Annotated in this window: 16 protein-coding genes and 1 other RNA gene; 8 read left to right on the top strand and 9 right to left on the bottom strand. The window is 32.6% G+C overall.

Features of this window, described 5'->3' with window-relative positions; all coding sequences use genetic code 11:
* The coding region (locus Q0912_RS16510; protein ID WP_299117172.1) for an Ig-like domain-containing protein at positions 1-4,238 on the bottom strand (4,238 nt) is incomplete at its 3' end.
* Positions 4,239-4,574: 336 nt separating this feature from the next.
* Between Q0912_RS16510 and Q0912_RS16505 the strand changes: the two genes are divergently transcribed.
* The 4 genes from Q0912_RS16505 (at position 4,575) to Q0912_RS16490 (ending at position 8,659) form a co-directional block, all read left to right on the top strand.
* Positions 4,575-5,063 (top strand): histidine phosphatase family protein, encoded by a 489-nt coding sequence (locus tag Q0912_RS16505; RefSeq protein WP_299117170.1) that lies wholly within the window; start codon positions 4,575-4,577, stop codon positions 5,061-5,063.
* Positions 5,060-7,108 carry a polyphosphate kinase 1 gene (ppk1, locus tag Q0912_RS16500; protein WP_299117168.1) on the top strand — a complete coding sequence of 683 codons (2,049 nt, stop codon included), beginning with the start codon at positions 5,060-5,062 and terminating at the stop codon, positions 7,106-7,108. The genes Q0912_RS16505 and ppk1 overlap by 4 nt, the downstream gene beginning before the upstream one ends.
* A 7-nt stretch (positions 7,109-7,115) precedes the next feature.
* On the top strand, positions 7,116-8,021 hold the full coding sequence (locus tag Q0912_RS16495; RefSeq protein WP_299117166.1) for a rod shape-determining protein: 906 nt from the start codon (positions 7,116-7,118) through the stop codon (positions 8,019-8,021).
* Positions 8,022-8,128: 107 nt separating this feature from the next.
* The gene (locus tag Q0912_RS16490) at positions 8,129-8,659 is read left to right on the top strand and encodes a porin family protein (RefSeq protein ID WP_299117164.1); all 531 of its coding nucleotides are present in this window, start codon (positions 8,129-8,131) and stop codon (positions 8,657-8,659) included.
* A gap of 51 nt (positions 8,660-8,710) precedes the next feature.
* Here the strand turns inward: Q0912_RS16490 and Q0912_RS16485 are convergent, their stop codons facing one another.
* The 4 genes from Q0912_RS16485 to dnaX are packed head-to-tail and all read right to left on the bottom strand — an operon-like array spanning position 8,711 to position 12,757.
* Positions 8,711-9,829, bottom strand: a complete 1,119-nt coding sequence (locus Q0912_RS16485; protein WP_299117162.1) for a T9SS type A sorting domain-containing protein — start codon at positions 9,827-9,829, stop codon at positions 8,711-8,713.
* 33 nt (positions 9,830-9,862) lie between these two features.
* Positions 9,863-10,444: a tRNA-(ms[2]io[6]A)-hydroxylase gene (locus Q0912_RS16480; RefSeq protein ID WP_299117160.1), complete on the bottom strand. Its 582-nt coding sequence runs from the start codon at positions 10,442-10,444 to the stop codon at positions 9,863-9,865.
* 2 nt (positions 10,445-10,446) lie between these two features.
* On the bottom strand, positions 10,447-11,025 hold the full coding sequence (locus Q0912_RS16475) for a hypothetical protein (protein WP_299117158.1): 579 nt from the start codon (positions 11,023-11,025) through the stop codon (positions 10,447-10,449).
* A 4-nt stretch (positions 11,026-11,029) separates the two neighbouring features.
* Complete coding sequence (gene dnaX / locus Q0912_RS16470) at positions 11,030-12,757, bottom strand: DNA polymerase III subunit gamma/tau (RefSeq protein WP_299117156.1); 1,728 nt, start codon at positions 12,755-12,757, stop codon at positions 11,030-11,032.
* Positions 12,758-12,858: 101 nt separating this feature from the next.
* Between dnaX and rnpB the strand changes: the two genes are divergently transcribed.
* Positions 12,859-13,193, top strand: an RNA gene (rnpB, locus tag Q0912_RS16465) — RNase P RNA component class A.
* A gap of 55 nt (positions 13,194-13,248) precedes the next feature.
* Here the strand turns inward: rnpB and Q0912_RS16460 are convergent.
* The 4 genes from Q0912_RS16460 to Q0912_RS16445 all read right to left on the bottom strand — a co-directional run bounded on the left by Q0912_RS16460 (position 13,249) and on the right by Q0912_RS16445 (position 16,245).
* Positions 13,249-14,025: a hypothetical protein gene (locus Q0912_RS16460; RefSeq protein WP_299117154.1), complete on the bottom strand. Its 777-nt coding sequence runs from the start codon at positions 14,023-14,025 to the stop codon at positions 13,249-13,251.
* Between the two features lie 145 nt (positions 14,026-14,170).
* A complete protein-coding gene (rsmD, locus tag Q0912_RS16455; protein ID WP_299117152.1) occupies positions 14,171-14,710 on the bottom strand; it encodes a 16S rRNA (guanine(966)-N(2))-methyltransferase RsmD in 540 nt (179 codons plus the stop codon).
* Complete coding sequence (locus Q0912_RS16450; protein WP_299117150.1) at positions 14,710-15,516, bottom strand: DUF3822 family protein; 807 nt, start codon at positions 15,514-15,516, stop codon at positions 14,710-14,712. The genes rsmD and Q0912_RS16450 overlap by 1 nt, the downstream gene beginning before the upstream one ends.
* Positions 15,517-15,519: 3 nt before the next feature.
* On the bottom strand, positions 15,520-16,245 hold the full coding sequence (locus tag Q0912_RS16445; RefSeq protein WP_299117148.1) for a hypothetical protein: 726 nt from the start codon (positions 16,243-16,245) through the stop codon (positions 15,520-15,522).
* Between the two features lie 144 nt (positions 16,246-16,389).
* Between Q0912_RS16445 and Q0912_RS16440 the strand changes: the two genes are divergently transcribed.
* The 3 genes from Q0912_RS16440 to Q0912_RS16430 all read left to right on the top strand — a co-directional run bounded on the left by Q0912_RS16440 (position 16,390) and on the right by Q0912_RS16430 (position 19,373).
* Positions 16,390-17,832 carry an AAA family ATPase gene (locus Q0912_RS16440; protein ID WP_299117146.1) on the top strand — a complete coding sequence of 481 codons (1,443 nt, stop codon included), beginning with the start codon at positions 16,390-16,392 and terminating at the stop codon, positions 17,830-17,832.
* Positions 17,833-17,946: 114 nt separating this feature from the next.
* Entirely contained in the window at positions 17,947-18,675 is a 729-nt protein-coding gene (gene kdsB / locus Q0912_RS16435; protein ID WP_299117144.1) for a 3-deoxy-manno-octulosonate cytidylyltransferase, read from the top strand.
* Positions 18,666-19,373 (top strand): HAD family hydrolase, encoded by a 708-nt coding sequence (locus tag Q0912_RS16430; protein ID WP_299117142.1) that lies wholly within the window; start codon positions 18,666-18,668, stop codon positions 19,371-19,373. The genes kdsB and Q0912_RS16430 overlap by 10 nt, the downstream gene beginning before the upstream one ends.
* The last annotated feature ends 25 nt before the right edge of the window (positions 19,374-19,398 follow it).

Below are 19,398 nucleotides of genomic sequence, written 5' to 3'. Positions count from 1 at the left end.
TCCGCAGGTAATGTTAGTACAGGTGGTGTTGTATCTTCAACAGTAATAGTTTGATTTGCCGAAGTTGCATTACCACATTCATCAGTAGCAGTCCAAGTTCTAACGATAGTTTTTGTATTACCACAAGCGGCAGTCTCTACATCAGACTGAGTAATAGTCACTGTACCACAAGTATCTGTAGCAGTAGCCACACCAGTATTAGCAGAAGACTCATCCTCGGTACACTCAATAGTGATATCCGCAGGTAATGTTAGTACAGGTGGTGTTGTATCTTCAACAGTAATAGTTTGATTTGCTGTAGCCGTATTATCGCAATTATCTGTAATTGTGAATGTTCTTAATACTGTAATTGGACAATTATTAGTAGATGTAATAACATCTATATAGGTTATACTTCCGATATTGAAATCATCCGTAGCATTATAATCTGGATTAGAAGCGAAAATTGTTTTCACATCTCCAGATTGCATATCACTATAAGCAAATATGGCATTTGAACTTGTAATATCAGAAGTTGAACAGCCTTCAATAATTATAGCAGAAGGAACAGTGATCTCTGGACTTTCTGTGTCGTCTGTATCAATAGTTTCGTTTACATTAAAAGTACATCCATTAGCATCAGTGATTAAAATAGTATAGCTTCCAGCGGCTAAGTTTTCAAAAAGCCCACTAGCTTGAGAAGTAGCACCATTATCAATTGAATACGTATAAGGTGGAATTCCTCCAGAACCTTCAGCAGTTATACTACCTGTACTTTCACCTAAACATTCAACATTCTTTACTTGTGTAATTGAACCAGTAAGATCATCAACTGGTTCTTGAACAGTAGATTGATTAGTTGTAGTACACCCATTTGCATCAGTCACTGTTACAGAGTATGTGCCCGCAACTATATTAATTAGATCTTCGGTTGTATCTCCTGTATTCCATAAATACGTGTAAGGTGAAGTACCTCCATTTACTGTTAAATCAACAGAACCAGTGTTATCTCCTTTACATAAGATATTTATTACTGCTATACCAGTGCTTAATGCATTAGGTTCATTTACTGTTATAGTTGTACTCTGTGTACACAATGTTGTTTGATCTGTAACTGTTACTGTATAGCTTCCTGCAGGCAAATTAGAAACACTTGATGATGTATTTGGTAAGGTATTCCAAGCATAAGTGAATGGGCCAGTACCATTTGAAACAATAGCTGTCACACTACCGTTACTTTCACCATTACATACAACTGGAGTTGAAGTTCCAGAGATTGATAGATTATTACAAGTTCCAGGATTGACTGTTACTGTTGCTGTAGCTGTACATCCATTAGCGTCGGTTACTGTAACCATGTATGAACCTGCTGATAGGCCTGATATATCTTGAGTGATTTCACCATTTGGTGACCATAAGTATGTATATGGCTCTACACCACCAGTTGCTGTTGCGCTAGCAGTTCCATCATTGGTATTAGGACCAAGTTCGTCAGTAGAAGTTGCTGTTACGTTTAAAGCATTAGTTGGTTCAGTAATAGAAATTGTTTCTTCAACAGATTGACAGACTGTACCATCTATAGTTACACTAACATCGTATACACCAGCTGTGACATTAGCTAATGTACTAGAGGTAACACCTGTATCCACCTGACCATTACTCCAGGTAAATGTGAACGTGGCTCCAGGATTAGCATTAGAATTTGCTGATATAGTACCAGAACCAGTTGCATCACCAACACAAAGAACATTAATAATGTTACTTATTGAAATTTCTGCATCACAAGTATTTACGCAAATAATGACAATACTTTGAGTAAGTTCACAACCATTAGCATCTGTTACGGTTACGGAGTGAGAACCAACAGGAAGGTTGGTAGCAATCGCAGTTGTTTGATTATTTGCTGAAGCACTCCATAAATATGTATAAGGTGCAGTTCCACCAGTAACATCAGCTGTTGCTTCACCATTTGTGCAGCCTTGAGCTGTATTGGCATCAACTTTACTTATGTTTAAGCCTAATGGACTTGCTGGTTCAGAAATTGTTGCACTTCCAGATACAGTACATCCATTAGCATCGGTAACTGTTACTGTATATGAACCAGCTAAAACATCAGTTAAATTTTGACTAATAGCAGAATTACTCCACGAATAAGTATATGGTTGCGTACCTCCAGTAGTAGAAATGGTAATATCACCAGTAGCTTCACCCGAGCAATCTACATTATTTATATTAGCTATTGATACGTCAAGTGCATTAGGTTCTGTAATAGTCGCTTGAACTGTAGTCGTACAATTATTATTATCGGTTACTAGAATAGTATAAACACCAGCTGATAAATTTTCAAAAAGCCCACTAGCTTGAGAAGTAGCACCATTATCAATAGAATACAAATACGGACTGTTTCCATTAGAGGCTTCAACTGTAATACTTCCAGATGAGTTTCCGTTACAATCTACATTGGTAATATTAGTTACATTGGCAGATAAAGCTTCTGCAGGTTGAGTAATGGTTGCCTGATTTGTTATTATACAACCGTTAGCATCAGTAATAGTAACATCATAATCACCAGCAATTAAGTCAGAGATATCTTGATCAGATGAGCCATTGTTCCATAATACTGTGTAAGGTGCTGTACCACCAGAAATAGTTAAATCTATAGCGCCAGTATTATCTCCGTTGCATAATACGTCAGTAGTTGAGCTAATTACAGATGTTAATTCTTCTGTTGGTTGAGTAATTGTAAAATCATCTGATATACTACAACCATTAACATCCGTTACAGTTACCGTATATGTACCTGCAGCACTATTTGTTATGTCTTCATTAGTAGAAGAGTTACTCCATGCATAGGTATAAGGAGGTTCACCACCAGATACTGTAATGTCAATTGATCCAGAATTATCAGGATTACATAGTACATCTGTAACTATTCCTGTTAATTCTAAATTATCTAGAACAAATGGAGTATTATTAATGTTTTCACATGTTGTAAATGTACTTCTCGTTGATATAGTGTATGAGCCTTCAGATAAATTATTAAAATCTGGTGAACTTTGGTAAGGACCATTATTAATGGAATATTCAAATTCTACACCTAATGGATTGGTTACAGATATTGTAAAGTCATCGCTATTAGAGCTACAGCTAATACTTGCCTCAGGCACAGGTGGTAAATCCACAAAACTTATAGTTGCAATAGCGCTATCGCACACTGAAGTATTTGGAGCTGGTAAGCATACTTCATATTCAAACATCACATCTCCGGTAAAGCCATTAGATGGTACATAACTATATGTTCCATCTGGATTTAAAGTAAACGATTGTCCAGCAGGTGTTGGGCCAGATATTAAGCTATAAGTTGAGTTATTTGGTACATTATTATTTACACTTAGATCTCCACTGTATTTAGTGTCAATACAGTTTATATTTTGTTGATCAACAGCATATTTCTGTAAAATGAAAAATTTACCGTCACCATGATCTCTTGTGGCTGCGATAAATTCTATCCTGGTTATGTTTGAACCTGTAGGTGCTATATCATCTAAATAAAATAGTCCAATACCAATGGTTTGTCCATTTTCATTACAGCGCCCAGATTGCCAATAATCGGATCCAGAAACAGGTGGGCCAAAATTACAATTCCTATAATTTCCAGAATTACGAACAAATGTTTCACCAAGTTTTTGTTCAACACCTCCGCCTGCAGGTATTCCCCAGATCTCTATGTAGAAACAATTATTACCACCTCTTTCGGTGACAGCAATTACACCTCCTTCGTTTGAAGGAATAGCAGGGCTGAAAAAAATAGTTTGTTTCTGAGCATCTGTAGTTAATGCTGCAGAAAAATTTGAACAAATATCTCTACCATTAGAACTTGCTTCGAAGTAATGGTTCAAGTTTTTACTTTGAAATGCTGTAGTAGCACTAGATACCCAGTTTGCTGCACCACTATTTGTGACTACGGTTCCACCATTTAGTCTTATATTATTCCGAGTATTACCGTCAGGTCCCAATCTAGTCATTTCATAACTAGTAGGTACTACAAACGTATTATATACTGTCCCATCTATGGTAACAGATTGAATAGTAGCTGATTGGCTATTGTTAGCCTGCGTATCTGACCACTGAAAGGTTACACCAGTTTGAATAGATGGTGATTGTTGTGCTAGTAGCACATTTGGAAGTATGACTAAAAAAACTAATAATATAGTCTTAGTTATACTTACGCCTGAAATACAATTGTATTTGTTTCTCATACTGTACATAATAACATATAATGTCCAAGAAGTTGCTACTAAATCTAACAATGACTTAATATTCTCAAATAAGCAATATTAAATGCCATTTAAAATTTTAGCAACATCCTAAGTTTTGTTAATTGCAAAAAAATAGAGGGAAGTATTATTAACGCAAATGAAATCTTGAATGGATTAATATATTTTTGATTTGGGGTCATTTACATTAATTTTACATAAACAAAAGAACTTATAACCAAAGTTTTATACAAACATTAGAGTTAAAGCGGCAAAATAATCGTTAAAACGGAAATATGCAACATTTTATCGAAAAAAAATGCATTTAATCGAAATTATATGAAAACAGTTACACTAGTTAGACATGGAAAATCATCATGGGAATATGATGTCTCAGATATAGAAAGGCCTCTAAAATCAAGAGGTGAAAAGGATGCAAAGTTAGTTGCGAATCAATTCATTATGAGTAATTCAGTGCCAAAAAAAATCTTTTCGAGTCCAGCAATAAGAGCATTAGAAACCTGTAAGATTTTTATCGAAGCATTTAATTTGTCAGAAAACTTTATAGAAATTGATGATAGCTTATATGATTTTGGAGGTGATAATGTTGTAAATTTTTTAAAAAACTTGCCTAATGAAATTGACGAAATTATGATTTTTGGACACAACCATGCATTTACCTCAATTACTAATATATTTGGTGACAAATTTATTGATAATCTCCCTACAAGTGGTTTAGTAAAGCTTAATTTTGAGATTAGCAATTGGCAAGATTTAAAACAAGGCCATACAGAATTTATAATTATACCAAGAGAACTAAAAAAATGACCAAAGACAAAAATGTATACATAAATAGGGAGCTAAGTTGGTTGCAGTTTAATGCACGTGTATTGCAAGAAGCTGCAGATAAAAATGTTCCATTAATAGAACGTTTACGATTTTTAGGTATTTTCTCTAATAACCTAGATGAGTTTTTTAAAGTAAGATATGCTACTGTAAAACGGATCTATGATGCTGGTAAAGGAGGTAAAAGCGAATTAGGAGGTATAAAAGCTGAAGAATTACTCGAAGAGATTACTAAAGTTGTTATAGAACAGCAAAGTGAGAGCGTAGAGATTTTGAACGGTATTGAAAATGAGCTGGAAAAAGAGAATATTTTCATAATCAATGAGACTGAAATAGATGAAGATCAACACGATTTTATTAAAAATTATTTTTATCAAGAGGTTAGTCCTGCTTTGGTCGTCATTTTCTTAAGTGAAGATCTGGATTTACCAGAACTTAAAGATAGTTCTGGCTATTTAACTGTGAAGATGTCTAACTCCAATGGCTCTAACCAATACGCACTTATTGAAATATCAAAAGCAATGGATCGTTTTATTGTATTACCAAAAAAAGGCGATTCTAGTTTTATTATTATGGTCGATGACCTTTTACGTTATTGCTTAGATGATATCTTTAATATTTTTAATTACGATAGTATATCTGCCCATATGGTTAAGATTACACGAGATGGCGAACTCGATTTTGATAGCGATTTAAGTAAAAGCTTTATAGATAAACTATCTGAAAGTGTAAAGGATAGAAAAAGTGGTGATCCTGTACGTTTTGTTTATGATAAAAGTATTGATGATGATACTCTAAATTTTCTTTTAGAACGTATGGAGATTGATTCAAAAGATAGTATGATACCTGGTGGACGTTATCATAACCGAAGAGATTATATGGGTTTTCCAAGTTTGGGTCGTAATGATTTACTCTACAAAAAAATAAAGCCACTACCTGTTAAAGGGTTAAGTTTTGAGGAGAGTATATTTAAAACCATTGCTAAGAAAGACTATTTGGTATATACACCTTATCATACTTTTTCTTATGTGGTTAAGTTTTTAAGAGAAGCCGCATTAGATCCAAAGGTTAAGACCATTAAAATTACTATCTATAGGTTGGCACAAATTTCGCACGTTGCAAGCTCATTGATAAACGCTGCCAAAAATGGAAAGAAAGTTACTGTTTCTATTGAGCTTAGAGCACGTTTTGATGAAGAAGCTAATATCAATTATGCAGAACAAATGCAAGATGCAGGAGTAAATATGCTATTTGGTGTACCAGGTTTAAAGGTACACTGCAAAATGTGCGTTATTGAGCGTGAAGAGAATGACAAATTAGTGCGTTACGGTTTTATCAGTACGGGAAACTTTAATGAATCTACAGCCAAGTTGTACACGGATTTTACTTTGTTTACAGCAAATCCTAAAATTTTAAAAGATGTTAATAAAGTCTTTAACTTTTTTGAAGTGAATTACAAGGTAAACAGATATAAACATATTATCACTTCACCACATTATACCAAAACAAAGCTTTTTGCATTAATTGATGATGAAATCAATAATGCCAAAAACGGTAGACCTGCCTATATTAAGTTAAAAATGAATAGTATAAGTAGCTATAAGATGGTAGATAAGCTCTATGAGGCCAGTAGAGCCGGTGTAAAAATACAGATGATTATTAGAGGTTTATGCTGTTTAGTTCCAGGTGTTAAAGGTATGAGTGAGAATATCGAAATTATAAGTATTATTGATAAATTTTTAGAACATACACGACTTTACATTTTCTGTAATAACGAAGATCCAAAAATTTATATTTCATCTGCTGACTGGATGACAAGAAACATAGATAATAGAGTAGAAGTAAGTTGTCCAATTTATGATAAAGATATAAAACAAGAGTTGCAGCGTCTATATGATATTTGTTGGAACGATAACGTAAAGGCTAGGGTAATTAATGAAACACAAAATAACACCTATAGAAGAAATGAGTTACCCAAAGTGAGAGCACAATTCGATACCTATAACTATTACGCAAATAAATTATAAAAATAATATGCTGAAAATTCAGAAATATGCAGCTATAGATATTGGTTCTAATGCAGTTAGATTGTTAATATCTAATATTATAGAACAAGAGGGAGAACCTGTCGTTTTTAAGAAAAACTCTTTGGTCAGAGTTCCAATTAGGTTAGGAGCAGATGTTTTTATTCATGGTGATATATCTGAATATAATCAAGTGAGAATGATAGACACCATGAAGGCCTTTAGTTTATTAATGAAATCGCATGGAGTGGTGCGCTATAAAGCTTGTGCAACTTCTGCAATGCGAGAAGCCAAAAACAGTATAGCACTTACCAACAAAATATCAAAAGTCTGTGGTATAAATATCGATATTATTGGTGGTGAAGAAGAAGCTGCAATAATTGCAGAAACAGATTTAAACAGATTTATTGACCCAAATAAAACCTATCTGTATGTAGATGTAGGAGGCGGTAGTACTGAATTTTCCATTATTAATAATGGAGAAAAAATTAAATCTAAATCTTTTAGAATAGGTACTGTAAGATTATTAAATGATATTGTTAAAAGCGAAACATGGCAAGAGCTCGAACGGTGGATAAAAGATAATACAAAACAATATTATAAAATTGAGCTCATAGGTTCTGGTGGAAACATTAATAAGATCTTTAAAATATCGGGTAAGGATATAGGTAAACCGTTAACCTACTTCTATTTAACCAGCTACTATAAAATGTTACAAAACTATTCGTACGAAGAGCGTATCACTAAACTAAACCTTAATCAAGACAGGGCTGATGTTATTATTCCTGCCACGCGAATATATTTATCGGCAATGAAATGGAGTGGTGCAAAAGATATATATGTTCCAAAAATTGGTCTTTCCGATGGAATTATAAAAAGTATTTATCACGAAACTGTATCTAGTGTAACAGTATAAATATGATTTATTGATACTATCGTTAATCGGGTTTTTCATACAAAAAACGGTAAATTAATGTGTAGTTTATAATTAAAAATTATATTCGCTATCTCAAATTTATGATTATGAAAAAGTTTTTACTTGCTTCTATATTTATACTTGTGACCTTAATTGGTTCGGCACAAGAGATAAAATATGGTGTTAGAGGAGCACTAAATATTTCGAACCTGGACTTTGATCCAGATTCTACTTTCGAAAACAAACATCGTAACGGTTTTGCTTTTGCAGGCTTTGTTGAGTTTGGTTTTTCTGAAGAGCTATCCTTGCATACAGAATTGCAGTGGTCTGCCGAAGGTGGAAAAGACGAAAGTATTAGAGCAGATTATTTACATTTACCTATTATGCTTAAATTATCTGTATCTGATCGTTTATCCTTTGGTGCTGGACCTCAAATTTCATTAAAAACCTGGAAAAATAATGATGCTTTTTCAACCTTTGCATTTTCTGGTGTGGTTGGGGCAGAATACATGATTACAAGTGAGCTATTTGTAGATGCTAGATTTTCTTACGGTTTAAGCAATATATTAGATGAAGATTTCACAGATGCTGAAGCCAAAAACCATGTTATGCAATTTGGTTTTGGTATTAAGATATAAAAATTACTATCTTATATAATAAAATTGAAAGTCTTGACGAATGTTGAGGCTTTATTTTTTTATAAATTTCAATGTGTTTAGTACTTTATTATTATTTGTAAAACTAATAAAGTAAATACCTGGTTCCATTTCACTTACGGTGATAGTATTTTTATTTAAAATTGAATATTTTATACGCTTACCGTCAATTGAATAGATGGTGTAATTTATTTGCTCAGATATTATTGAGTCATCAATTTCTAAAAACAATTGATTATTTACAGGGTTTTGCGTTATTGAAATTTTAAAATTATTAGCATTGTATTTATCTAATGATAGTGTAGTATCACCAAATATCAATTTAGCTCCTAATAAATCGGTTAAAATTAATGTAGAACCATTATTGATGATTTCAAATTCAAAAAAATTAGAGGTGTTATTACCCAGTATTTCAAAGTATATACCTTCATATGATTCTGTTGCACAACCAGCTAAGGTTTGAACAAACTCACTCGTAGATATGTTGTTAGCACCATTAAAAGTGACATTATAATTTGCAAAGAAACTTTCACACTCGCCGGCGCCATCGGCTTCTGGTATAAATGGTAAGCTGCTAACTGTATTTGTGAAAGTTATGTTGGGAAAGTCGGTTGTTGGAATATCAATTATTGGGTTTCCTGGTATATCAATTTGGTGCAACCACCAAGTAGATATTAGAAGTGTAGTCGGTTGCTCTTTTTTATAAACCAATAGATTTCCGTCTACAGGATTCACCATAGTTAATATCTGATCATTAGCATCTCCAGAAATGGAATATGTGTAAACTGATGAAACTTGATGATAAAGAAACTCATCTAAAAAAAATGCTTCATATTGCGCATGTGGTCTTGTTAAGCAATCCGCAAGCGTTGTTGCAGAGATATCAACTGTAATTTCGTTAGAATTTATAGCATAAATACCGTTAGAAGCATTACAGCCATGTCCCATGCTAAAGTTCAAATAATCCTCAAAAACACCATTCTCAGTATTAGTAAATGTAATTTCAAAAACTTGATTATCATTGAAATAATTTGGAAATGTAATACCGTCTTTTACGATATAATCCAGATACCAAGTGCCAATAAAATCATTTTGGGAAAAGCTAAAGAATGAGAATAAAAAAATAAGAAGAGTTGGTAATACTTTATTCATATCAGTACAGCATTTATTATAAAGTTAATAAAATTAACCATGAATAGTCTCTTTATTACTTAACCCTTTCATTATTTCAGCTTCGTAATCAAGAAGTTGTTGCCACTTTTTGTCTACATTCTCTCGTTCTCCATATTGGCGTGCAAAATTTAGAAACATGGTATAGTGGCTTGCCTCGCTAATCATTAATTTTCTATAGAATTTAGCAAGTTTTTTATCTTCTAATTCTTCAGAAAGTAATCTAAAGCGTTCACAACTTCTGGCTTCAATCAAAGCAGCGTATAAAAGGCGATGCACCAACTGTGTTGTTCTACTACCTCCTTTTGGGAAAAACTTCAGTAATGCAATAACATAATCATCTTTGCGATCTCTGCCTAGTATCCAACCACGTTCTAGAATAAGATCGTGTACCATTTTAAAATGACTCATTTCCTCATTTACGAGCTCTATCATTTCTTCAACAAGTTCAGTGTATTCGGGGAAACTAACGATTAAAGAAATTGCAGTACTAGCGGCTTTTTGTTCACAATAGGCGTGGTCTGTTAAGATGTCTTCAATATTTTTTTCTACAATGTTCACCCATCTTGGGTCTGTAGGTAGTTTTAGTCCTAGCATGTTTAGTTATTTTCTATGCGGTCAACGTTAACAATTCCTTTCTTATTAATAAATAACGAATACAGTGAAGTTCTATCAGTTTCTGGAACAGCGTACATGATGTCTATTTTAATTCTATCAGGAAATGATAAATTATCATCAATTTCAATTGATTTTAAAATTCCAAGTTTATCAAAATCCTTATTGTTAGGCTCAGTAGCAGAATTAAACTCCAAAAGGGTATTGATTTTGTTTTTGTCAAAGTGCTCATTATAAATGCGCTTCCCGTCTTTTTCGACAAGAATATCAAACTTAAAATTTCTATAGTAGGTTTGATAATTTACAGTGCCCTTTATCTCGGTGAAAAGCACAGTATTATCCATGTCAGAGTAGGTTTTTATTTTTACTCTATAACCATTGTACAATAGTGTATCAACCTCACGTTCCACATAATTTGCTGGTTTGTAAATAACCTTCTCAATTTTCACTTCATTTTTAAAATCTTCTATATCTTCTGATAAAGCCTGACCCTGAGTTTTGCGACCTTCACAGCTCGTAAAACCTATAATTAAAATCACTAATAGACCTAATAGTTTTTTCATAATTTTAGATGTCTAAACCAAACGTTTTTTTGAGCAATTCAATATTTGGGTTTTTTTCTTTCAACTTCTCATATTTTTCTTGTGGTGTAAATGCATATTTTTTTGCAATTTCTTCATTTACTGTAACATTGAGATGCAGATCAAAATTTTTAAGTGTCTTGCGTAAATATGCTAATAATGGATATTGGGCGCGTTCTAGTTCTATCTTATTAGTATTATTTGAATAGGTGAGATGAATTGCTGTACCCTTTAGTTTAGGTTGATCCATTTGTAAGATAGAAGCCATTATTTTTTCGCCTTTTTTATCCATAGAAGTTGTATAAGTATTCCAGGCTTCTGTTAGCGCTTTTTGCGTAACAGGTTCTTTTGGCAAATCTTCTTCATCAATGATTACATCTAGTTGACGGATTTGATGCTCTTTTTTCTCTTTGATGCTTTTTAAGGATAAACCAGAGGTAGATTTTTTTACGTTACTGATCGATATTTTTGGAAGCGTTACAGGCTTTGGTTCTACGACAGCTGTAATAGGTGCTTTTTCAACAACTGTATTGCTATCCGTAGTTATCGATTGTTCTACTTGAGTGACTTTTGGTTTTTCAATTGGAATAGGTGTAATACCTTTAGCCTTAAAGTAGGAAGGAGGAATTATGAAATGCTTACTATTTTTTTTTTCTCCATCATAAGTGATAGAGGCTAATTGCATAAGTGTTAGTTCAACAAGAAGGCGTTGATTTTTACTGGCTTTATACTTTAGATCACAGTCGTTTGCGAGTTGAATGCCTTTCATTAAAAACGAATTAGACGTTTTTAGACATTGCTCAACGTACTTTTGCCTGGTTTCTTCACCAACTTCGAGCAATTCAATAGTTGCTTGGTTTTTGCAAACCATTAAATCTCTAAAATGGGATGCTAAGCCAGCTATATAATGATGTCCATCAAACCCCTTAGATAATATAGAATTGAATTGTATTAACAACTCAGGAATTTTATTCTCTAAGATTAGATCTGTACTTTCAAAGTAAGTTTCATAATCAAGAACATTAAGATTTTCTGTGACGGCTTGTCGTGTTAAGTTTTTACCTGAGAAACTTACTACACGGTCAAAAATTGAAAGCGCGTCACGCATTGCACCATCAGCTTTTTGAGCGATAATATGTAAGGCATCGTCTTCAGCAATAATGTCTTGTTCTTTAGCAATATATTTTAGATATTCTTTTGCATCAGAAACGGTAATACGTTTAAAGTCAAATATCTGACAGCGAGATAAAATTGTTGGGATAATTTTATGCTTTTCTGTTGTAGCCAAAATAAATATACAATGTTTCGGTGGTTCTTCTAGGGTCTTTAAAAAGGCATTAAAAGCCGCTTGAGACAACATATGTACCTCGTCAATAATATAGACTTTATATTTACCAACTTGTGGAGGAATTCTAACCTGATCCGTTAAATTTCTTATGTCATCAACTGAATTGTTAGAAGCTGCATCTAGCTCAAAAATATTAAAAGCAAAGTCTTCGTCTTCACTAGTGTTGCCATCACTATTTATCATTTTTGCCAGAATACGTGCACAGGTGGTTTTACCAACACCACGAGGTCCTGTAAATAATAAGGCTTGGGCTAGGTGGTTATTTTCGATGGCGTTAAGTAAAGTATTAGTAATAGCTTGCTGTCCTACAACATCCTTAAAGGTTTGAGGTCTGTATTTACGAGCTGATACTACGAAATGTTCCATTGAAAATTAACTGAATTACAAATTTAAGAATAACCTCTAAATAGCCATTTGCGAAGCTTAAAATTTAATAGGAGTTATTAACAATTTGATTACTTTTGCCTAAAGCAGATTGCCTTATCGATTCTAAATTTATTTAGGGTAGGAAAGTCCGAACACCATAGTGTAATCATAGTGGTTAACAGCCACCAGTTGTAAGGCTAGGAAAAGTGCAACAGAAAGAATGTACAGGTAATGCTGTAGTGAAATCAGGTAAACTCTATGAGGTGCAATGTCATGTAAACTAACGTTTGAGTGTGCACGCGCGATTGTTAGAGGGTAGGCAGCTAAAGTTTGCTGGTAACAGTAAATGTAGATAAATGATAAGGGCTTTTCTTTTTAAGAGTTCATTTCCTAAAAAGAAAATGTACAGAATTCGGCTTATAGATTTGCTTAAATATAAAAACCCTTTACAATTTTAATTGTAAAGGGTTTTATTTATCAATAAAGTTTACCTATTCGTTTGAAGGGTAATAACTCAGATCTGGTCTTATACTAGCTTCTACCTGGTCGTACTTAGTGGTAAGTTTAATAACATTCCAGAATGTAGCTTTTCTTTCGTCCCCCAAGATTTTGTCATTTTCTTCGCCTCCTTGTGCAATAGCTACATCAGAAGTTCCGGCTATAGATACCATAAAATAATTCTCATCACTACCAAATCCGCTATGGTATACTTCATAACCATTTTTAACACCTTTAGTTTCAAACATTTCTTTTACTTTAGCCATCGCTTCCTTCATTTCTTTACCATTTTTAGGTGAGTAATACAGAAAGTGGTACTCTCGTTGGTTTTTATCTTGAGTATTGTAGCCTTCAGGCATATACGATAGTTCTGGCATAAAATGTACAATGGCATCACTATGAGAATCATAGCACTCGTCCATGCCGTCAAACATTTTTTTCATTTCTTCTTCTCCAATCTTTTTTGCTAAAGACTCCATTGGGTTTTTATCTAAATCCGCCATGTTTGTTATCGGACTTACATAAACATAACGACCGTCTTCCACACTTATAGTAGTCCAGGTCATATCTTTAATATCGTTTTCTTCGCATACGGTTTTAAACTTCTTGCTTATTTCTTCATATTTTGGCATCATTTCAAACTTTACGTTGTCTGTGTGTACTACAAACATTGTTGGTTGTTGCTCTTTTTCTTTTTCTTGCGAATAGGAAAAGTTGAACGTAAATACAGCAGTTAATAGAATTAGAATCCCTTTTTTAAAAATTTTCATAATTGTTTGGTTTTGGTTAATAGCTTAATTAACCATATCAAAAATAGAAGTGCATAAAATTGTAGAAATAATGCAGAAAAGTTCTGCGAAGGCTTATAAATTTAGTGAAAATATTTTATTAGGAATTAGCCTACAAACCTGTTAATCAATTTCTTACAAAAAAACTAAAGGCATTTCCGCCATAATTTTTTGAATGCGAATAATGCTCTAAATGACTTAGGTCGGTATGTTTAGAATGTTCAACGATAAGAGTTCCTTCTGTTTCTAGCAGTTCATTTTTAAAGACTAATTCTGGAATTTTTTCAAATAGTTCTAATTCAAAATTATAGGGAGGATCAGCAAAAATGATCGTGTGTTTTTGATTGTAGTTGTCTAAAAATGTAAACACATCGCTTTTAACAGTGCTTATGGGCATTTTAAATGTTTCTGCTGTTTCATTAATAAACTTTACACACCCAAAGTTGGTATCTACAGCTGTGATTTGTTCTACTCCTCTTGATGCGAATTCATAACTTATATTACCTGTACCAGAGAACAAATCAAGAACTGATATCTCATCAAAGTAATATTGATTATTAAGTATATTAAATAAAGCTTCTTTTGCCATATCTGTGGTTGGCCTTACAGGTAGTTTTTTTGGCGCCTGTATTTTTCTGCCTTTATATAAACCAGAAATGATACGCATTAAAAAGAGTTTAAGATTAAATATTGATGATGAAGATTTTTATCTGTAATGGCTTTTGAAAACGTATAGTTAAAATCGTTATCAATGATGTCTACATGTCTTATGTACATATATAGCATTTGATATAACTCATCGTCTTTTTCTATATAACCACTCAATTTAACTTTTACAGTTTCTACATCTAATTTTAACTGCTCAAAAACAAATAAAATATAGTAGATGAAATCTTCTTTACTATGATATTCAAAAATATTAAATAACTGTAGCTGTCCTTTATCCATTACTAAAACTTCTATTGTAGAACTATTAACTTGTGCATAAACTATAGTTTTGTCTTTAATACCTTCTTTCTGTAAAATAGAATCGATTAATAGAGTAGAGGAATGCTTATATGTAAACTCGCCAAAAGTTTCAAAGATATAGTTATTGATATTTACATAAGGTATGTAAACATTGACGCTATCATTAATTAATATTTCGTCGTGAGTAATAAAATCGGTTTTTAAGATTTTAGCGTTAAACTTTAAATAATCTGCTTTATGGTTTTCGTTATATAATGTTTTTGGAATAAGAGTTGACAATTCGTTCTGATGAATAACTATGACGGAGTTAAACTCATTAGAAAAAACTGTATTACTACTCATTTCTTCCTTGAGGCGGTTCAGTGTATTATAAGGTGTAAGTTGTTGCTCAAAAGCGATATGCTTTAGAAACTCAATAGTATTTGTAGTTCTATTTAAAATGCAAAAAGAAAGCCCATTCAAATTTACTTGAATGGACAATGCTTTAATATTATTTTTGGTCAAAACTTACTCTTTTTTTGAATAGTTTTTAGGCCAGTTACCTGTAGTGTTAACTTCTTCTAGTGAGCCCACTTTTAAAGTTGGTCCGTTAACTCCATCTACAGAAACGACTTGTTTTTCTTTTTGAACCAGATATTTGTCTTGGTCGTGTAAAATTATTTCTTTGTCTACAGTGACTTCAAAAACAGATATATCATCTAATCTTGCTGTTTTTAACGAAAATTTAGCCCCTTCTTTACCAACACCAACATTAGCCATATTTTTAAAACGATTATCTCCTTTAAATACAGAATCTTTAACAGTATAATAAGCTAGAGTGTCTATTAAAGTTATGGTTTTCATAGTTTCAACACCACCAAAAGCAAGTGTTCTTTCTTTGTCTAAGACTAAAGTGTCACGTCTTTGGGTAATAGGTACTTTACCATTTTCAACAAAATCTATGAGTTTGGTGAAATCACCAGCATACTGACCATGTACTTCCTTGTAGGCAACTTGTGAGTCCCTTATATCTATTAAACGATCTATAACAACCTCATAACGTTTTACTTTAAGTTGATTAAACTGAATTTCTTTGTAAACCGACATAAACGTTATATAACCTAAGTAAATAATTAATGCCCAAAGTACAAGATGAATAAATGGCTTTATTTTTTTTGGTACAAATTTGTCAATTAACCAAACAATGGCAATGGTTAATAAAATAATAACTACAATTGCTATAATTACTTTCATATTTGAGTTTATTAATTAGGTCTCTCGCAAATCTACAATTTTTTTTTGTTGGTTAAAACTATCTAAATAAAAAATAAAGAAGCTTATTAAATTATCTATTACAAAATACAGAATAATGCTATATTGCTTCATATTTATTTCTGTATGATTACCAATGCTTCTGCATTCTATTCTTTATTAAAATCTAAATTTCCGTTTCAACCAACCTCTAAACAAGATATGGTGTTGATGCAGTTATCAGAATTTATCTTTAATAAGTCATCTAATTCTATTTACTTGCTTAAAGGTTATGCAGGTACAGGTAAAACAAGTATCATTGGCACTATAGTTTCTAACTTATGGCAAGCTAAAAAAAGTGCTGTATTGCTTGCTCCAACTGGAAGAGCTGCTAAAGTAATCTCTAATTATTCAAAGAAAGAGGCTTTTACAATTCATAAAAAGATATATTTCCCAAAAAAAGATAAGGGAGGAGGAGTTAAATTTGTAATGCAGCCTAATAAGCATAAGAATACTATGTTTATTGTAGATGAAGCTTCAATGATACCAGACTTACCATCAGATTCTAAATTATTTGAAAACGGTTCGCTTTTAGATGATTTAATGCAATATGTATATTCTGGCCACAATTGCAAGTTATTACTTATAGGTGATAAAGCACAGTTACCACCTGTAAAGTCAGATATTAGTCCTGCATTAGATAGTAGTAAATTGAGTCTAAACTATAATAAAGATGTTATAGGCTTAGAACTTGATGAAGTGGTTAGACAAGAACAAGACTCGGGCATTTTAGAAAATGCTACAGAACTAAGAGAAGTTTTAAAAACTAGTTTTTATGAGAGTTTTAAGTTTAATGTTAATCCTTACAAGGATATTATTAGGCTGGTTGACGGTTATGAAATTATGGACGCAATAAACGATGCTTATAGTAATGAAGGTTATGAGGAAACTGCCATTATTGTTCGTAGTAATAAGCGTGCCAACCAATATAATAAGCAAATTAGGCAACGTATCTTATTCAATGAAAATGAATTGTCTGCTGGTGATTATTTAATGGTAGTAAAGAATAACTACTTTTGGATTAAACCAACAACAGAAGCGGGCTTTATTGCTAATGGAGATATTATTGAGGTGTTAGAAATATTTAGCATAAAAGAACTTTATGGTTTTAAATTTGCTGAAGTAAAAGTAAAAATGGTTGACTACCCTCGTATGCGACCTTTTGAAACCGTATTGTTACTTAATACGATTGAGGTAGAAAGTGCTTCATTAAGCTATGAAGCATCTAATCAATTATATCAGGAAGTGTCTAAGGATTACGCAGATGAAACTTCAAATTATAAGCGTTTTTTAGGTGTGAAAAACAACCCTTTTTTTAATGCACTACAAGTCAAATTTTCATATGCCATTACATGTCATAAATCTCAAGGTGGACAGTGGAACACCATTTTTGTCGAGCAACCTTATTTGCCCAATGGAATGGATAAAGATTATATAAGATGGCTATATACAGCTGTAACAAGAGCTAAAGAAAAACTATATTTAATAGGCTTTAAGGATGATATGTTTACAGAAAATACTTTAAATTAGGAGCATCATTGTGAAAACAATTTCTGGAATATATTTTGACTAATAAAAAATTAAAATCCAAAACCCGTAAATCATCCTAAAACCGTATTTTTGAGATGGTCATAAATTAAATACATGAAGATTATATCCATGATACCAGCACGTTATAGTGCATCACGTTTTCCAGGAAAGCTCATGCAGAACTTGGCAGGGAAATCTGTTATTCTGAGAACTTATGAGGCTACTGTGGCTACAGAACTTTTTAGTGATGTCTATGTGGTAACGGACAGTGAAATTATTTTTAACGAGATTGTAAATAATGGAGGTAAAGCCATAATGAGCAAAACAGAACATGAATCTGGTAGTGATAGAATAGCTGAGGCTGTTGCGGATGTAGATTGTGATATTGTTGTAAATGTTCAGGGAGATGAGCCTTTTACAGAACGTGAAAGCTTGCAAAAAGTATTGGAAGTGTTTAAGGATGATGTTAATAAATCTATAGATTTAGCATCTTTAATGGTAGAAATTACAGATTGGGAAGAAATCAATAACCCAAATACAGTTAAGGTAATTGTAGACCAAAATAATTTTGCGTTGTATTTTTCACGTAGTCCAATTCCATTTCCAAGAGATAAGGAAGCTGGTGCGCGTTATTTTAAGCATAAAGGGATATATGCCTTTAGAAAAGAAGCTTTATTAGATTTTACTGTACTACGTATGCAATTTATTGAAGCCACAGAGAAAATTGAATGCATCCGTTATTTAGAATATGGTAAACGTATAAAAATGGTAGAAACCCAAGTACAAGGTGTAGAAATAGATACGCCAGAGGATTTAGAACGCGCAAAACGTCTATGGAAGTAGATTACCAAAATATAAAAGTCATTGGCTTTGATGCCGATGATACGCTATGGGTTAATGAAACCTATTTCCGTGAAGCAGAAGAGGAAGCAGGTCGGTTATTATCGCATTATGAAACACCAAATAAAATTGACCAGGAGTTGTTTAAGATGGAAATAAAAAACTTACCAACATATGGGTATGGAGTTAAAGGATTTATATTATCTATGGTAGAGTTGGCAATAGAATTATCTAATGGGAAAGTTTCTAATGAAATTATTGCTAAGATGCTTCAAATAGGTAAGGATATGATTAACAAACCTATAGAATTGCTTGATGGAGTCGAAGAAGTACTTAAAGTCTTGTCAAAAGATTATAGATTAATTGTGGCTACCAAAGGCGATTTATTAGATCAAGAGCGAAAGCTGGAAAAATCGGGTTTATTGCAATATTTTCATCATATTGAAGTGTTAAGTGAAAAGCAAGAAGTCAATTACAATAAGCTTCTAAGGCATTTAGATATAAAACCATCAGAATTTTTAATGGTGGGTAACTCGCTAAAATCTGACATTTTACCTTTGATAAATATTGGGGCAGAGGCTATCCATGTGCCATTTCATACCACTTGGCAACACGAAAAAGTGGCAAAAAATGAAACTAATGGCGCAGAATATAGAACCGTAGAAAATTTAAATGAAATATTAAATTATTTTAAAAGCTAATAAATAAACTAAGTTTTTATTTTTG

This window comes from uncultured Winogradskyella sp. (genome assembly GCF_947498345.1).
Lineage (GTDB): Bacteria > Bacteroidota > Bacteroidia > Flavobacteriales > Flavobacteriaceae > Winogradskyella.
This window is presented reverse-complemented; position numbering and strand designations above follow the sequence as displayed.

Bases quoted from the DNA above. Each gene is read 5' to 3' on its own strand.
- Q0912_RS16445 (WP_299117148.1), bottom strand. From the start codon at position 16,245: ATGAAAGTAATTATAGCAATTGTAGTTATTATTTTATTAACCATTGCC.
- Q0912_RS16475 (WP_299117158.1), bottom strand. From the start codon at position 11,025: ATGAAAAAACTATTAGGTCTATTAGTGATTTTAATTATAGGTTTTACG.
- Q0912_RS16440 (WP_299117146.1), top strand. From the start codon at position 16,390: ATGATTACCAATGCTTCTGCATTCTATTCTTTATTAAAATCTAAATTT.
- kdsB (WP_299117144.1), top strand. From the start codon at position 17,947: ATGAAGATTATATCCATGATACCAGCACGTTATAGTGCATCACGTTTT.
- Q0912_RS16485 (WP_299117162.1), bottom strand. From the start codon at position 9,829: ATGAATAAAGTATTACCAACTCTTCTTATTTTTTTATTCTCATTCTTT.
- dnaX (WP_299117156.1), bottom strand. From the start codon at position 12,757: ATGGAACATTTCGTAGTATCAGCTCGTAAATACAGACCTCAAACCTTT.
- Q0912_RS16505 (WP_299117170.1), top strand. From the start codon at position 4,575: ATGAAAACAGTTACACTAGTTAGACATGGAAAATCATCATGGGAATAT.
- Q0912_RS16430 (WP_299117142.1), top strand. From the start codon at position 18,666: ATGGAAGTAGATTACCAAAATATAAAAGTCATTGGCTTTGATGCCGAT.
- Q0912_RS16480 (WP_299117160.1), bottom strand. From the start codon at position 10,444: ATGCTAGGACTAAAACTACCTACAGACCCAAGATGGGTGAACATTGTA.
- ppk1 (WP_299117168.1), top strand. From the start codon at position 5,060: ATGACCAAAGACAAAAATGTATACATAAATAGGGAGCTAAGTTGGTTG.
- rsmD (WP_299117152.1), bottom strand. From the start codon at position 14,710: ATGCGTATCATTTCTGGTTTATATAAAGGCAGAAAAATACAGGCGCCA.
- Q0912_RS16460 (WP_299117154.1), bottom strand. From the start codon at position 14,025: ATGAAAATTTTTAAAAAAGGGATTCTAATTCTATTAACTGCTGTATTT.
- Q0912_RS16495 (WP_299117166.1), top strand. From the start codon at position 7,116: ATGCTGAAAATTCAGAAATATGCAGCTATAGATATTGGTTCTAATGCA.
- Q0912_RS16490 (WP_299117164.1), top strand. From the start codon at position 8,129: ATGAAAAAGTTTTTACTTGCTTCTATATTTATACTTGTGACCTTAATT.